Source organism: Methylobacter luteus IMV-B-3098, assembly GCF_000427625.1.
GTDB lineage: Bacteria > Pseudomonadota > Gammaproteobacteria > Methylococcales > Methylomonadaceae > Methylobacter > Methylobacter luteus.
Genome location: NZ_KE386569.1, coordinates 3348037 through 3362996 on the forward strand (window position 1 = coordinate 3348037; position 14960 = coordinate 3362996).

Here is a 14960-nt window from a genome sequence, read left to right on the forward strand (position 1 = left end):
CGAAACGCCGGGTTTATCAACCCGCAAGCTTTGTAGGGTACGCATCGCGTACGCATACCTTTTTCAAGTTTCGAAAAGGTACGCGATGCGTACCCTACATTTCTGCATCCATGCAGTCATCCGTACTTTACTTATACCAATGCAAGGCTACGAAAATTCCAGCCCGATCCGCACAGTCTCATGCCGCCTCTCCAGGCTCAAATCCTCAGGCCAGCATCCGATCGGGCTGCCCAGGTTCAGCTCCTTGTCTTCAAAGCGCACTATGAAAACTCTACGTTCAGGCTGCTCTTCCACATGGCCGATCATGGTGATGACGCCGCGGGCTCCGGTTTCGACCAGCACATCGCCTGCCATGCCGTGCGGCATGGAGCCGTCATCGGTGATAGCGTGAGCTGCATAAACAACATCGCCTATATCCAGGTCTTCTATTCTCATGTGTTATCTCCTCAATGCTTCCGATTATTTTGTAGCAAAGCCTACAAAGTTTAAGTGATTGTCTGTTTAGAACCTGCCCTAGCCATTCCCGCATATTATTCCTGCTTAATTTATTCTTTATTAAACAAGACATTAAATAATAAAAAAGGTGATGGCATACAGGTTGCTATAACTGTTTACAAGAACGATGCCAACCCTATTCAGGAGAATTACATGATTACATTAACTGAAAACGCTATTCACGCTGTCGGGCGTTTTATCGCCGGCTCCGATAAGCCGTCAGCCGGCTTACGGATTGAAGTAACCGATGGCGGTTGTTCCGGTCTGCAATACGGCCTGAAGCTGGAAGAAAATCAGGGCGCGGAAGACACCGTTATCGATTGCGGCAGCGTCAAGGTATTCGTCGATCCTGGCAGTATGCCTATGCTGGACGGCATGACTGTCGATTTTATCGACAGCCTGGAAGGCTCCGGGTTCAAGTTCAGCAACCCTAATGCCGCTAAAAGTTGTGCCTGTGGCACCTCGTTCAATACGTGCTCGTAAACAGCCCTAATTCAATATTTTCTGGAGGATTAAACGATGTGGGATTACTCAGAAAAAGTCCAAGAACATTTTTTCAACCCTAAAAATGCAGGGGCTGTCGCTGATGCCAATGCGATCGGCGAGGTGGGTTCGATCAGTTGCGGCGACGCGTTAAGACTGACATTGAAAGTCAACGAAGAAACCGAGATCATCGAAGATGCCGGTTTCCAGACCTTCGGCTGCGGTTCCGCCATCGCCTCGTCCTCAGTGCTGACCGAAATCATCAAAGGTCTGACCCTGGACGAGGCGCTGAAAGTGACCAACCAGGATATCGCCAACGAGCTGGACGGCCTGCCGCCTGAAAAAATGCACTGTTCGGTCATGGGGCGCGAAGCCCTGCAGGCCGCCGTGGCGAACTATCGCGGCGAGGAATGGAAGGACGATCATGAAGAAGGCGCGCTGATCTGCAAATGTTTCGCGATCGATGCCGTCATGATCGAGGAGATGGTCGTGGCCAATAAGCTGCGCACGGTCGAGGATGTCACCAACTTCACGAAAGCGGGCGGCGGCTGCGCGGCCTGTCATGAAGACATCGAAGGCATTCTGGCAAAAGTGCTGGCCGAGCGGGGCGAGAAATTCGACCCGAGCGCCGCGCCGATCGAGGTGGCCGCGTCGGCCAAGGAAAAAATGCCGATGACCAACCTGCAACGCATCAAGAAAATTGAAGAGGTGCTGGATAAGTTAAGGCCGCAACTGATGGCCGACGGCGGCAATGTGGAACTGGTCGAAGTCATCGGCAACACCGCCTATGTCAACATGACCGGCGCCTGCAGCGGCTGCCATATGGCCGCCATGACCATCGGCGGCATTCAGCAACGGCTGATGGAAGAACTGGGCGAATTCATCAAGGTCGTCCCTGCGTCACAAATGCCCAAAGCCGCTGCGGCAGGAGCGTAAGCCATGAACGCCATCTATCTCGATAACAATGCCACTACGCGGGTCGATCCGCTGGTGGTCGAGGCGATGCTGCCTTACTTCACCGAACAGTTCGGCAACCCGTCGTCGATCCACCGGTTCGCCGACGGCGTCGCCAAAGGCATCAAGCAGGCGCGTCATCAAGTGCAGGAACTGATAGGCTGCGAGCACGATTCGGAGATCATCTTCACGTCCTGCGGCACCGAATCCGATTCGACGGCCATCCTGTCGGCCATCAAGGCGCAGCCGGACAGAAAGGAAATCATCACGACGACCGTCGAGCATCCGGCCATCCTGAATCTGTGCGAGCATCTGGAAAAAGAAGGCTACACGATCCACCGGATGCCCGTGGACAAGGTCGGGCGCCTGGATCTGGACGCTTACAAAAGTCTGTTGTCCGATCGCGTCGCCATCGTCTCGGTGATGTGGGCCAACAACGAAACCGGCACCCTGTTCCCGGTCGTGGAAATGGCCGAAATGGCCCATGCCGCCGGCGTCATGTTCCACACCGACGCGGTTCAGGCGGTCGGCAAGATTCCGATGATGCTGAAGGACACCAAGATCGACATGCTGTCGATATCCGGGCATAAACTGCATGCGCCCAAAGGCATCGGCGTCCTGTATCTGCGGCGCGGCACGCGTTTCCGTCCCCTGCTGCGCGGCGGCCACCAGGAGCGCGGACGGCGCGCCGGCACCGAGAACTCGGCATCGATCGTAGGACTCGGCAAAGCCTGCGAACTGGCGCTGGCGAATATTGAACACGAGAACACCTACGTCAGGGCCATGCGCGATAAATTGGAGCGCGGCATTGTCGAGCTGATCCCGAACTGTTTTATCACCGGCGACATCGACAACCGTTTGCCCAATACCACCGATATCGCGTTTGAATACATCGAGGGCGAAGCCATACTGATGCTGCTGAATAAAGCCGGCATCGCCGCCTCTAGCGGCTCGGCCTGTACTTCGGGATCGCTGGAGCCTTCGCATGTGATGCGGGCCATGGATATTCCTTATACGGCCGCGCACGGCACGATCCGCTTCTCGTTCTCGCGCTACAACACCATGGACGAAGTTGACGAGGTGCTGAAAGTGATGCCCGATATCGCCGCGACCTTGCGCAAGCTGTCGCCTTATTGGGACGGCAACGGACCGGTCGTCAATCCTGAGCAGGCATTCCAGCCGACTTATGCGTAGGGTACGCATTGCGTATCTTTTCAGGTAACAGACGCAAATTACGGTACGCGGCGCGTACCCGACAGGTGAATTATGAAATCTCAACATCGCACCATCATCATTGATGACACCACGCTCAGGGATGGCGAGCAATCGGCCGGCGTCGCCTTTTCGCTGGACGAAAAGCTGGAGATTGCCACACGGCTGGCGGCTTTGGGTGTGCCGGAGCTGGAGATCGGCATTCCGGCCATGGGCGAGTTTGAGCGCGACGAGATCAAGGCCATTGCGGCCCTGGGGCTGCCCGCGAAACTGCTGGTCTGGTCCAGAATGCGGCGCGAGGATTTGCGCTCCTGCCTGAATCTTAATGTCGATAAAGTCGATCTGTCGATTTCGGCCTCGGACCAGCATATTCAGAACAAGCTGAAACAAAGCCGGTCGTGGGTTTTGAAGACTATTGCCACCTGCGTCCGCGAGGCGCGCGATCTGGGCCTGGAGGTCTGTGTCGGCATGGAAGACGCTTCGCGCGCCGATACCGGCTTTTTGCTGGCCATGGCCGAAGCCGCGCAGCAGGCGGGAGCGAGCCGCATCCGTTTCGCCGATACCGTCGGCATCATGGAGCCGTTCGGCGTGTTTGAAACCATCAAGACATTGCGTGCGGCGACCGATCTGGAAATCGAGATGCACGCCCACGACGACCTGGGGTTGGCGACCGCCAATACGCTGGCTGCGGCCATGGCCGGCGCCACGCATCTGAATACCACGGTCAACGGACTGGGCGAACGGGCCGGCAATGCCGCGCTGGAAGAAGTCGTGGTCGGCCTGAAGCAGTTGTACGGTTTTGAGACGGGCATCGACCTGACCAACTTCACGGCCTTGTCGGAGCAGGTTGCCAGCGCCTCGGGCGATGCCATCGGCAGCCGCAAGAGCCTGATCGGCAAGGACGTGTTCAGCCACGAGGCGGGCATCCATGTCGACGGCCTGCTGAAAGATCCGAACAATTATCAGGGCGTCGATCCGGCCATCGTCGGGCGCCGCCATCAACTGGTTCTGGGCAAGCACTCGGGCACGCGCGGGGTCATGCATGCCTATCAGCAACTGGGCATAGCGGTGACGCGCCTGCAGGCGCAACAATTGTTGACGCAAGTCCGGCTGTTCGTCAGCCGCACAAAAACCTCGCCGACCGCTGCCGACCTGAACCGGTTTCATCAAAATCTCTCCGGAGGATATTGCTATGAATGATCAATATAAACAACCCACAGCGGAAAAGATCGTGGAAACACCCCGGCCATCGCTACCGGCAGAGCCTTACAGACAAGAGCAGGACGATGATCGCTATCCCGGCTCCTTTTTCAGGATACCGGGGATGGCGGTGCCCGGCAAAACAAGCTGGAGCCTAAGCTGATGGTTTCCGCCGCTTTCGACAAGCTCGGCAAGCACCCGGAAACGCCGCTGGGCCTCATGGCGCAATGGCGTGAAGACATTCACTGCGTATTCGCCCGCGATCCGGCCGCGCACAGTATCTGGGAAATTCTGCTGACCTATCCGGGCGTGCACGCGACGCTGTTTCACCGCGTCAATCACCGGCTGTGGAAAGCGGGCAGAAAACTGCCGGCCAGAATCCTGGCATCGGTCGCCCGCATGCTGACCAACGTCGACATTCACCCCGGCGCGACCATAGGCCGGCGCCTGTTCATCGACCACGGCCTGGGCGTCGTGATCGGCGAAACCACGATTATCGGCAATGACGTCACGCTCTATCACGGGGTGACGCTGGGCGGGACGACCTGGAACAAGGAAAAACGCCATCCCACGCTGGGCGACAACGTGCTGGTCGGCTCCGGCGCCAAGGTGCTGGGCGCCATCACGCTGGGCGACAACGTGCGCGTCGGCGCCAATTCCGTGGTCGTCAAGGACGTGCCGCCCTGTTGCACGGTCGTCGGCATTCCCGGCCGCGTCATACAAAGCAAAGGCACCAAAATACAGAGCCGGAACGGCATTGATCTGGACCATCATCTGGTCCCCGATCCGGTCGGCAAGGCCATCAATTGCCTGATTGATCGCATCGACGAGCTGGAAGCCCGGCAGACCGAAGTCAGCAAGGCATTGCACGAACAACATTGTGAGTCCTGCGAAGCGGAAAGCATCTGCGCGACCGAGCAGGAAATCGTCATCAAGCGCGCCGTGGGGGAATAAATGGATCTGCTCGACTTTGAAGCCAAGGATTTGTATTTCGACCGGCCGGATGCGCCAGAAGTCGAGCGGTTGATCAAACAGGCGGCCGAAGACTATAGCAGTGAGGCCGAGTTGCCCTTGCTGAGGGCTTATTTTCTGGCGCCCGAATCGATGAATGTGCTGGTGGCCCTGAACCGTTTTTATTATTACCAGCACCGGCTGGAAGACGCCTTGAGCGCGACCGGCAAGGCTCTGGATGTGGTCAGGCCCGCGATCGGCTTTCCCGAGGACTGGCGCGACTTGCAGCCGCGGCATATCGAGGAGGTTCCGCCCGATTTGCTGACGCGGGTCCGGCTGTACCTGTTCGCTCTGAAAGCCATCGGCTTTCTGAACATGCGCCTGCACAGGCTGGATGTAAGCCAGTCGATTTTCGAAAAGCTGGTCGAGCTGGACCGCATGGACCGCATCGGCGCGAAGGGACTGCTGGAATTGCTGCAGCAGTGCAGGGCTGAAGTAGGCGAAGCTGCCACCACGGGACAATGAAGGTGTTGCACCACGAAGGACAGGAAGCTTTGTAGCACATGTAGGCTGGGTTGATAAACCAGCATGGGTGGCTTCGAATGCTGGGTTTATCAACCCAGCCTACAGCTCTGATTTCATCAGGCGTAGGGTACGCATTGCGTACCTTTTCGGAACCGTAATATTAATAAAGGTACGCGGTGCGTACTACTTCGTGGTTAATTTGTTTAGAGAGGCAGTCATGTCAAACGAAAAACCCTATTCCATGCTGATGACCGTGACAACGACAGCCCTGTTCGTCCTGCTGGCGTTATACCTGCTGTTTCAGGATGTCTCGTTAGTCGGACCCATTTGAATGTTTGGAGAAAAGCGATGAGTTTTGAAGAAGAAATGGAAGAGCTGGAATCAGCCGAAGACTTCCTGCGGTATTTCGAACTGGAATACGATCAGAGTGTCGTGCACGTCAACCGCCTGCATATCCTGCAGCGTTTCCACGACTACCTGCAAAAAGCCGCGGACAGCATGCCGGACAGCGAGGAGGCCAAACGGGCCGTTTACAGCAAATTGCTGATGCGCGCCTACCAGGACTTCGTCGAATCCGACGCCCAGACCGAGAAGGTATTCAAGGTCTTTTCCATGGGCGAGCCGCAAACCGCGTTTGTATCATTAAGCGATATAAAAACATGAACCCCGAGCGCTTTGACGAAGGCCGGTTTGAATTCGGCGAGGGGGTGCGCGTGACGCGCAACATCCGCAACGACGGCACCTATCCGGGCCTGGACGTGGGCCATCTGCTGATCCGGCGCGGCAGCGTCGGCAACGTGGTCGAGGTCGGCACTTTCCTGCAGGATCAGGTCATTTTCACGGTGCATTTTCTTGATCACGGCCGCATGGTCGGCTGCCGCCTGGAAGAGCTGATAAGCGCCGATGAACCCTGGAATCCGAGCCGTTTCGAGTTCAGGGACAAGGTGGTCTGCACGATCGATTTAGGGATGCGGGGCGAGGTACTGTACCCGAAAGGCACGGAGGGGGAGATTTTCAAAGTCATCAGAGACAGCGAGATGATTCAATACCACGTCAATTTCACCGGCCGGATGCTGCAAGTGCCCGAATCCGCACTGGCGCCCGCCCATCCTGAAACCTTTAACGAACCGGAGGTTTGACTATGGAAACCCTTGAAAAACCCGTCCGGGCAGAGCCTTACGTTTTGTTGAGAGCCTCGCTGGCGCTGTTTCGGAAAGCGCCGGACAAGCTGACTCCGGCCGAGTTGAAGCAGGCCGAAGCGCAGGCCAGGAACGAATACCGGCTGGAAAGCCGCGTCCTGAACGCGCCGGAAGCCGCAAGCGTGATCATCCCCGAGCGCGAATTGCAGACGGCCTACAAGGAAATCCGCGACCGTTATGAAGACGAGGGCGCTTTCCTGAGCGAGTTGGCAAAAAACCGGCTGACCGAAGCCTCTCTGCGCGAGGCGATATACCGGCAATGCAAGGTGAACGCGGTGCTGGAGTCGGTTGCCGCGCGTTCGCCCGAGGTCAACGAGGTGGAAATCGGCATTTACTACCATCTGCACGCCGAGCAATTCAACCGGCCAGAGCTGCGCGATGCCTGCCACATCTTCATCAGCATCAACCCCGATTTTCCGGAAAACACGCGCGAGAATGCCTGGGACAGAATTCAGGACATTTGCACCAGACTGCACAAGAAGCCCCACAAATTCGCCGAGCTGGCCTTGAAGTATTCGGAATGCCCGACTTCCCTGAACGGGGGATTGCTGGGCAAGGTGCCCCGCGGCAAGCTTTATCCCGAACTGGATGCCGTACTGTTCAGTTTGAAGGCCGGCGAAGTCAGCGATGTCGTGGAATCGGAAATAGGTTTTCACGTCTTGTTATGCAAACAGATACACAGAGCGGAAACCATTTCATTAAAAAATGCGACGCCGAAAATACGCCAGCTGATGAAGGAACGCTACAGGCGCAACTGCCAGCGCGCCTGGCTGGCCAATTTGCCGGTCGCGGAAACGGAGGGAAATAGTTATGGCGAATAAAGAAACTAGACACTGTTCTTTTTGCGGTATCGAGCAATCGGCTTCCGTGCCGCTGATCGCCGGCGCCGAGGGCTGTATTTGCGAGGCCTGCGTGTTGCTGTCCAGTCAGGTCATATCGAGCTGGAGCCGCAGGAAGGAACTGTCCGAAATGCAAGGGCCGCTGCCGATTCCGGCCAAGATCAAGGAATATCTGGACCAATACATCATCGGCCAGCATCTGGCCAAGGAAATATTGTCGGTCGCGGTCTACAACCATTACAAGAGGCTCAAGCACGAAAGCGGCGACGCGGGGCTGGGCGAGTTCGACAAGGACGTGGAAATCGGCAAATCCAACATTTTGCTGATCGGGCCGTCCGGCACCGGCAAGACCCTGCTGGCCAGCACGCTGGCCAAGATCGTCGGCGTGCCGTTCGTGGTGGCCGATGCCACGACGCTGACGCAGGCCGGTTATGTCGGCGACGACGTGGAAAATATCCTGGTGCGGCTGCTGGACGTGGCCAACGGCAATATCGGCAACGCCGAGTGGGGTATCGTCTATCTCGATGAGATCGACAAGATCGCGCGCAGCCCGGAGCAGCAGACCGGCACGCGCGATGTCTCCGGCGAGGGCGTGCAGCAGGCCTTGCTGCGGCTGGTCGAAGGCTCCCAGGTAAAAGTGCCGTCCAAGGGCCGCGGCAAGGACGGCGGCGATACCATCGTCGATACGCGCAATATTCTGTTCATCGCCGGCGGCTCGTTTCCGGGCCTTGAAAAGCATGTCGAGCGGCGTATCGTGCCTACCGATACGGCCATCGGCTTCCATGCCGCCGTGAGCAATCCGAACAAAAAACCGGCGCTCGAAGAGATGTTGAACGCCACGCAGCCCAGTGATCTGCGCAAATTCGGTCTGATCCCCGAGTTCATCGGCCGCTTTCCGGTGCTGGCGCCTCTGGAGCCGCTGGATGTGGATGCGTTGATACAGGTTTTGACCGAACCTAAAAACGCGCTGGTCCGCCAGTATCAGCAACTGTTCGCCTTCGAAGGCGTGGAGCTGAAATTCGAACCCGACGCGCTCGTTGAAATCGCCAACAAGGCCATCGAAAGGGAAACCGGCGCGCGCGGCCTGCGCAGCATCCTGGAGCAGATTCTCAGAAAGACCATGTTCGAGATTCCGTCGCGCGACGACGTCGAGCAGTGCATCATCGATGCCGCTGTCGTCAAGGGCGAAGGCGAAATCAAAGTGATCGAAAAAGACGTGGTCAAAATCAGGCAGCAGGCATCGTAACAGCCGCTTCAGTCGTCCCCACAGGAATACAGGAACACTATGAAAACCGAAGACAAAATCCGCCAGCAACTGGCATCCAACCCGATCATCATTTACATGAAAGGCATCCCGGCCAATCCGCAGTGCGGGTTTTCAGCCAAGGCTGTAAGCATTCTGAACAATACCGGCATCGACTATGCCTATGTCAATGTGCTGGAAGCGCCTTTCATCCGCGAGAAGCTGCCGAGCATTTCGCACTGGCCGACATATCCGCAGCTGTTCGTGAATGCCGAGCTGGTGGGCGGCTGCGATATTGTCGAGGCCATGGCCAATGACGGCAGTCTGCTGCCGTTACTGCGGCAGGCGGCCGCCAATGACGTGCAGGCGGAAGGCGATGCCTTGAGTGTCGCCGAGGTCGAAAAACTCGTCAGACAGGGCATACCCGATGCGCAGGTTTATGTCGAAGGCGCCGGCTGCGACCTGTCCCTCGTGGTCGTCAGCGAGCAATTCACGGATCTGACTCCGGTAAAAGAACAGCAACAGGTTCTGGCGACGCTGAAGGAACCGCTGGCCTCGGGCAAACTGCACGCCGTCAGCGTCAAGGCTTATACGCCCGACGAATGGCGGGCAAAGCAGGCGCATAATGACCCGGGATTATTGCAGATACAGGGGTAGGGGCTGGTTAACAACTACACAGGGGCGAAGTAATTCGCCCCTGCAAATGTTACTCATCGAAATTCAGGAAAACCGTAGGGTACGCACTGCGTACCTTTTCAAAGCGAGTTAATTGGAACAAACCATGCTTGAAGAATTGGCCGTTGTCGTAAAAACGGAAAACCATCAGGTCTGGGTCGAAAGCCGGCAGAGCGGTGCCTGCGCGGGCTGCAAGCAAAAAACCTCGTGCTCGGTTTCGGCAATCGGCGGCGTGATCGGCAAAAAAGCCGTTGCCGTCGACAGCCAGATCAATCTGCGCGTGGGCGATGAAGTCATCGTCGCCGTCGACGAAGGCCTGGTGCTGAAAGCCTCGTTGCTGTTGTACCTGCTGCCGTTGCTGGCCATGTTCACTGGCGCCGGCATGGCCGACTGGCTGCTGGCCGACACCAGCGCCCATGCCGATCTGTGGATGGCAGGCTGCGCCTTGTCCGGCCTTTTGCTTTCGACGTGGCTGATCAACAGGTGCCAGAAACTGTTTTTGATGACCTATTGCGCCAGGCCGATCGTGCTGAAAAAGCTGTAACCATGATCAATGTCTGGGCTATCGATAAGGATATCGCGCTGAAGCTGTTGCTTCTGGAGCTGGTGCGTCTTTACGGCGAAAACACGCTGGCCTTGAAAACCCGGGAGCAGAACCGTCAGGCGGTCGAGCTGTGCCTGCCCGACGATCCGGCCACGTCCGCCTATGTCTATACCTTTGCGCAGAACCCCGGATGCTACGGCATCGATCTGAGATACCCGATTTCCGAACACAATATCATCGGCGAAAATGAAAACCTATCGCTGGACCGGACCCTGGAAATCATCGCCATCCATTTATTTTCCTAACACCACCTTCATGAATCAGGAATCTTCACTCATCTGCCGCCATTTCGTCAGCTACAGCGGCATCAAACTGCCGTTAAAACTGGTCAACGAACTGACTGAAGCCGGTCTGAACAACCGCAACACCTTTTATCGCGGCTATTTCGACGCCCAGGACCGCCTGCTGATCTGCCAGAAGATCGTGTACGGCGAAGTCGAATCCGAACACCGCTATCGGTACGATGACAACGGCGTATTGAGACACGCGCTGATTATTGAAGATGACGAGGAGCGCGAACTTGATTTTAATGAACAGGTGTAGGGCGTGTATTTATGCCCTGTAAAAGTTTTGCGCGCCATTTTCAAAATTTTAGGTGGATTAAGCCCCAACAATATACTCAATGCGTATCCCGACAGACGATAGTTAGCAAAATTCTGTATGGTATATGCATTAAATGTTGAAATTGTCAAGGGTATCAATCCGGATTTTTCTGTGAATTTTTTCATATTTTTGAAAAGATCCCAATACTATACTCAAGCCCTGCATTAAATAATGTGCAGTTGCGCAGCAGTCTCTTACAGGCTGCTAATGTTTTGAGTTATAAACGGAATTTAAGGTAATAGTTATGAAGAAATTAATTTTATTGAGCAGTATTGCACTGTTGGCTTCAGTAGGTTCGGCAAATGCTGCGCCGGTGCAATATGCTGGCAATGGACACTGGTATGATTATATTAGTGCTGGAAATATCAGTTGGGATAACGCAGTGAGCGGCGCTGCAGGCTCAATTCACAACGGAGTGAATGGACATTTGGCTACTGTTACGGATGCCGGCGAAGATCAGTTCATATCATCCATAGCAGGTAATGCTTTTGCTTATTTGGGCGCTTCCGATGCAGATAGCGAAGGAAATTGGAAGTGGGTGACCGGAGAGACATGGTCTTATACAAACTGGGCAGCAGGAGAACCCAATAATTGCTGTGGTGGCGAAAATTATCTGATGAAATGGTCTAACAACCAATGGAATGATATTGCGTCAGCTGATAGCTGGATAACTGGATATTATGTAGAGTATGAGAATGCTCCTAGTGCCGTACCCGTTCCTGCCGCAGTCTGGCTTTTTGGTTCAGGGTTATTAGGTTTGCTTGGAGCCAGACGTAAAAGTCAGCAAGCTCTTTAAATGTGATTTTTCAAAAAACGTTATATTTCAACTCTAGCTCGATAGGATGCACTGAACGCATTGATGCGCATCAATCGCGAACGATGCGCCTCTTTAGAGAGTCGCGTCGTTCGCGTTCAGTTATGCAGGTTATCAGCTCTTCTTAACAAACTCCGATTTCAGCTTCATGGCTCCGATGCCGTCGATTTTGCAGTCGATATTATGATCACCCTCGACCAGGCGGATGTTCTTGACCTTGGTGCCGACTTTGACAACCGAAGATGAGCCTTTGACCTTGAGATCCTTGATGACCGTGATGCTGTCGCCGTCCTGCAGCACGTTGCCGTTGGCATCCTTAACGACCAGTTCATCGGCGCCGGCTTCGGCTGTCTCGCCTTTTGGCCACTCGTGCGCGCATTCCGGACAGATGTATATATCGCCGTCTTCGTAAGTGAATTCCGAGCCACATGCCGGGCATTTTGGTAGGTTACTCATTGCTTTACCTTATACAGATTGTTTCAACCTTGCGGAATACAAGGCGTAGTGAGGTGGCATGATGCCAGATTCGGGCGTTTATTTCCACTGAGGCAGGGTAAGTTAATGATTTTTAATATTTTTTAGGTCGACTTTTTAAGGGCGTTTTTAATGACTTCCTTGACGTAGCCATAAATGGCCGGGCAACTGCTCAGCCTCGGTCCTGCCACATTCAGGACGGCAATATGATGGCTGTCGATGAAATCACGGATGGTCTTTGCCGCTGAATCGCGATCAACCAGACTGATATCGATGAGCTTATAAGGCTTTCCGGACTTAATGCAGAAAACCACGGTTTGTTCCGTACCTCCTTGAAGCTCCGACTCATAAAAAATGGCAGTGCCGTGCGAATCTTCGACATTTTTCCTGGTTCTCTGACGATAGCCGCCGCCGAGTTCCGTCAATGGATACTTAACATCAATTTCACCATCTTCCGCCAGCCTGCCGACCGGACAATAACCGCCCACCGGAAAGCCCGATTCGATGCCGGCATCCAGGGCCGCTCTGTCGGCTCCCGTTTGCCCGCCGCTTACTATTTTATTAAGCATGATATAGTCTGAAATTAATATATATCCCGTACAGCGACGGTATTTTCGTCCTTAGTAATGAGCATTGAATAAATCAGGGAATTGTAGGTGCGAATGAATTCGCACCTACATCAGAAAATCATCCGCACGCTTGAGGAAGTTATTTTATGCTCGATCCTTATTGGTCGGATTCCGTAGTAACCGGATAGCGCATGATCAAATTCTGGCTGCGGCTTTCGGTTTTTCGGATGAGACACTCTATCACCACGAGCGGTTTGCCACTTCCGCCCGAATGCATGGGGATTGGCTGATTTGTATCACTGAACGACGGTAATCAGCAGTACACGTCCTTTGTGTACCTGCTGAACTGGCTCAGGATGGATTAACGTCGATTAATATAAAACCATATCATTATTCTTGGCAGATTCGGTAAATCTTTCCTGACGGTTGCTCAATTAATGGGGGATTGCACCAGGCCTGTCCCCACATCCTCTTCTTCAACGTTTGGAGCTAACGGAGCTGTTGTTCCGCTGGCAATCAGTTGAGCTAACAACGTATTGCTTTCAACACGACCTGCCATGTCGAGCTGGCGCTGTGCCCATAACGCCGCCACGCCGGCAACGTGAGGTGTCGCCATGCTGGTGCCGCTCTTGCTGCCAAGTCCGCCGCCAGGGACAGCCGATATGATTCCAACGCCAGGCGCGGAAACGTCTACCTGATTATTCGAAAAAGAGGCCACATCGAGACCGTTGGCCGTCTCGCCAAGTGCGCCGACTGCAATAATTCCTGTGCCGGCGGCAGGTGGTGCGACAGCGATCTCGTACTGGGGCCGAACGCTTTCATTGCCGGATGCCGCGACGACCACTGTACCATCGGCAAAGCTTCCTTGAGCCCGTACGAAGTTAGACAGTTCGGTAAAGAGATTGATGTTCGCTCGATAGGCTTCCAGCGCGATTGATGTGGCTGGATTTACATTTAGTCCCTTTTCATTGATCAGCCACTCAACAAAGCCCGGAAAATCGATACCCAGAGACATGGAAACAACGTGCGCTCCTTCATTGACCGCCCATTGGATAGCCTGAGCGATTGTCGCGGATGATCCACCGCCATTTCCAAGCACTTTTCCAATTAAAGCGCGCTTTATGTTTCGCGCAATTCCGATGCGTTTCCCATTGATATCCTGCCCGAAAATTGTGCCGGCGCAATGTGTGCCATGCCCGTTTTGGTCGTCTTCACCTTCAGCCGTAAAATTGCGCCGCAACAATTCTACATTCTGGAATGCAGGATGATTCGGATCTATCCCCGTATCAAGTACTGCCACAGTTATGCCTGATCCGTCGAAAGGGGATTCCGTCGCTCGCACCGCTTGAACGCCCCATGTTGATGAAGACAGTGCTGAAGCATCAACATCACTTGCTTCCATCGGGCTGACCAGTTTCATTGGCATGGGAGGCGCTATCGCGCGAACTCTTGGGTCGCGCCTGAGATTGCTGCGCTCCTTGGCGGTCAAGTCTGCTTCATCTATTTCGATGGACTGGGGAGCCAATTCAGAAGCCGATGCTCTACCGAGAGTTCCAATGTTATCCAGTGTTGGAACTACGATATTCCGGGTACGTAATACAACATACTTATCTGTGGACATACGGGTATCCTCTTTCTCAAGCGAGTGTGGGAAAAAGCCACCACAAATTGAGTAATGGCATATGGCTAATGTGCTGAATGAAGGACGAAGCGTTTTTGCCGCGCCCTTTGCTTTTAAGATAAGCCTGATGGAGTCTGTTCACATAGCAAATCTCCTCTCGGTTCAATGTGTGGTTGTGGCGGCTCTTTTTTTCCAAAAAACGCATTATTTAGAGCCTGACAAGTTTGTCCGGATCGGCCAGGTCCTATACGCAGACAATTGGCCCCTACGTCAAATGCGCCTGTAGGGTCGAATTCACTTGTGCCCTATAGGGTATTCGACCCGGGACGCCTTGTTAGTCATTTAGTGCGAATAGTGCGAATACCCAAAGGGCACAAGTACCCAAAGGGCATAAATGAATTCGCACCTACGCGGGCATTGGCCGCTTTCGGTAAAGGAGACTCGGGAACTGTAGTGCCCGGAAGCGGCAAACAGCATAAAAAAGCTGCCCGTGCCTAAC

Annotated in this window: 20 protein-coding genes; 16 read left to right on the forward strand and 4 right to left on the reverse strand. The window is 54.6% G+C overall.

Annotated elements, in window-relative coordinates:
• Window positions 1–147: 147 nt before the first annotated feature.
• The gene (locus METLU_RS0117690) at window positions 148–435 is read right to left on the reverse strand and encodes a nitrogen fixation protein NifZ (RefSeq protein ID WP_027159390.1); all 288 of its coding nucleotides are present in this window, start codon (window positions 433–435) and stop codon (window positions 148–150) included.
• A 213-nt stretch (window positions 436–648) separates the two neighbouring features.
• Between METLU_RS0117690 and METLU_RS0117695 the strand changes: the two genes are divergently transcribed.
• From METLU_RS0117695 to METLU_RS28770, 16 genes are all read left to right on the forward strand, one after another.
• Window positions 649–978: a HesB/IscA family protein gene (locus METLU_RS0117695; RefSeq protein WP_027159391.1), complete on the forward strand. Its 330-nt coding sequence runs from the start codon at window positions 649–651 to the stop codon at window positions 976–978.
• Window positions 979–1014: 36 nt separating this feature from the next.
• Window positions 1015–1914 (forward strand): Fe-S cluster assembly protein NifU, encoded by a 900-nt coding sequence (gene nifU, locus METLU_RS0117700; protein WP_027159392.1) that lies wholly within the window; start codon window positions 1015–1017, stop codon window positions 1912–1914.
• Between the two features lie 3 nt (window positions 1915–1917).
• Window positions 1918–3126, forward strand: coding sequence for a cysteine desulfurase NifS (gene nifS, locus METLU_RS0117705; protein ID WP_027159393.1), 1209 nt, complete (start codon window positions 1918–1920; stop codon window positions 3124–3126).
• A gap of 72 nt (window positions 3127–3198) precedes the next feature.
• Complete coding sequence (gene nifV, locus METLU_RS0117710; RefSeq protein WP_027159394.1) at window positions 3199–4344, forward strand: homocitrate synthase; 1146 nt, start codon at window positions 3199–3201, stop codon at window positions 4342–4344.
• The gene (locus METLU_RS28460; RefSeq protein ID WP_196806560.1) at window positions 4337–4507 is read left to right on the forward strand and encodes a hypothetical protein; all 171 of its coding nucleotides are present in this window, start codon (window positions 4337–4339) and stop codon (window positions 4505–4507) included. The genes nifV and METLU_RS28460 overlap by 8 nt, the downstream gene beginning before the upstream one ends.
• Window positions 4507–5298, forward strand: a complete 792-nt coding sequence (gene cysE, locus METLU_RS0117720; RefSeq protein ID WP_027159395.1) for a serine O-acetyltransferase — start codon at window positions 4507–4509, stop codon at window positions 5296–5298. The genes METLU_RS28460 and cysE overlap by 1 nt, the downstream gene beginning before the upstream one ends.
• The gene (locus METLU_RS0117725) at window positions 5299–5820 is read left to right on the forward strand and encodes a hypothetical protein (protein WP_027159396.1); all 522 of its coding nucleotides are present in this window, start codon (window positions 5299–5301) and stop codon (window positions 5818–5820) included. It begins immediately after the preceding gene.
• A 348-nt stretch (window positions 5821–6168) separates the two neighbouring features.
• Window positions 6169–6483, forward strand: coding sequence for a nitrogenase-stabilizing/protective protein NifW (gene nifW, locus METLU_RS0117735; protein WP_027159397.1), 315 nt, complete (start codon window positions 6169–6171; stop codon window positions 6481–6483).
• Window positions 6480–6959, forward strand: a complete 480-nt coding sequence (locus METLU_RS0117740; RefSeq protein WP_027159398.1) for a nitrogen fixation protein NifZ — start codon at window positions 6480–6482, stop codon at window positions 6957–6959. The genes nifW and METLU_RS0117740 overlap by 4 nt, the downstream gene beginning before the upstream one ends.
• A gap of 2 nt (window positions 6960–6961) precedes the next feature.
• The gene (gene nifM, locus METLU_RS25765; RefSeq protein ID WP_036243252.1) at window positions 6962–7840 is read left to right on the forward strand and encodes a nitrogen fixation protein NifM; all 879 of its coding nucleotides are present in this window, start codon (window positions 6962–6964) and stop codon (window positions 7838–7840) included.
• Entirely contained in the window at window positions 7830–9104 is a 1275-nt protein-coding gene (clpX, locus tag METLU_RS0117750) for an ATP-dependent Clp protease ATP-binding subunit ClpX (protein WP_027159399.1), read from the forward strand. The genes nifM and clpX overlap by 11 nt, the downstream gene beginning before the upstream one ends.
• Before the next feature lie 39 nt (window positions 9105–9143).
• The gene (grxD, locus tag METLU_RS0117755; protein WP_027159400.1) at window positions 9144–9758 is read left to right on the forward strand and encodes a Grx4 family monothiol glutaredoxin; all 615 of its coding nucleotides are present in this window, start codon (window positions 9144–9146) and stop codon (window positions 9756–9758) included.
• 124 nt (window positions 9759–9882) lie between these two features.
• Window positions 9883–10320: a SoxR reducing system RseC family protein gene (locus METLU_RS0117760; RefSeq protein ID WP_027159401.1), complete on the forward strand. Its 438-nt coding sequence runs from the start codon at window positions 9883–9885 to the stop codon at window positions 10318–10320.
• Between the two features lie 2 nt (window positions 10321–10322).
• A complete protein-coding gene (locus METLU_RS0117765; RefSeq protein WP_036243254.1) occupies window positions 10323–10625 on the forward strand; it encodes a hypothetical protein in 303 nt (100 codons plus the stop codon).
• Window positions 10567–10923 carry a DUF6156 family protein gene (locus tag METLU_RS0117770; RefSeq protein WP_231383641.1) on the forward strand — a complete coding sequence of 119 codons (357 nt, stop codon included), beginning with the start codon at window positions 10567–10569 and terminating at the stop codon, window positions 10921–10923. The genes METLU_RS0117765 and METLU_RS0117770 overlap by 59 nt, the downstream gene beginning before the upstream one ends.
• Before the next feature lie 304 nt (window positions 10924–11227).
• A complete protein-coding gene (locus tag METLU_RS28770) occupies window positions 11228–11779 on the forward strand; it encodes a lectin-like protein (protein WP_027159404.1) in 552 nt (183 codons plus the stop codon).
• A 132-nt stretch (window positions 11780–11911) separates the two neighbouring features.
• Here METLU_RS28770 and METLU_RS0117785 read toward each other — a convergent pair whose 3' ends face one another.
• From METLU_RS0117785 to METLU_RS0117800, 3 genes are all read right to left on the reverse strand, one after another.
• Window positions 11912–12253, reverse strand: coding sequence for a zinc ribbon domain-containing protein YjdM (locus tag METLU_RS0117785; RefSeq protein ID WP_027159405.1), 342 nt, complete (start codon window positions 12251–12253; stop codon window positions 11912–11914).
• A gap of 122 nt (window positions 12254–12375) precedes the next feature.
• The gene (locus tag METLU_RS0117790; protein ID WP_036243256.1) at window positions 12376–12840 is read right to left on the reverse strand and encodes a putative molybdenum carrier protein; all 465 of its coding nucleotides are present in this window, start codon (window positions 12838–12840) and stop codon (window positions 12376–12378) included.
• 430 nt (window positions 12841–13270) lie between these two features.
• Window positions 13271–14461 carry a S8 family peptidase gene (locus METLU_RS0117800; protein WP_027159407.1) on the reverse strand — a complete coding sequence of 397 codons (1191 nt, stop codon included), beginning with the start codon at window positions 14459–14461 and terminating at the stop codon, window positions 13271–13273.
• Window positions 14462–14960: the final 499 nt, after the last annotated feature.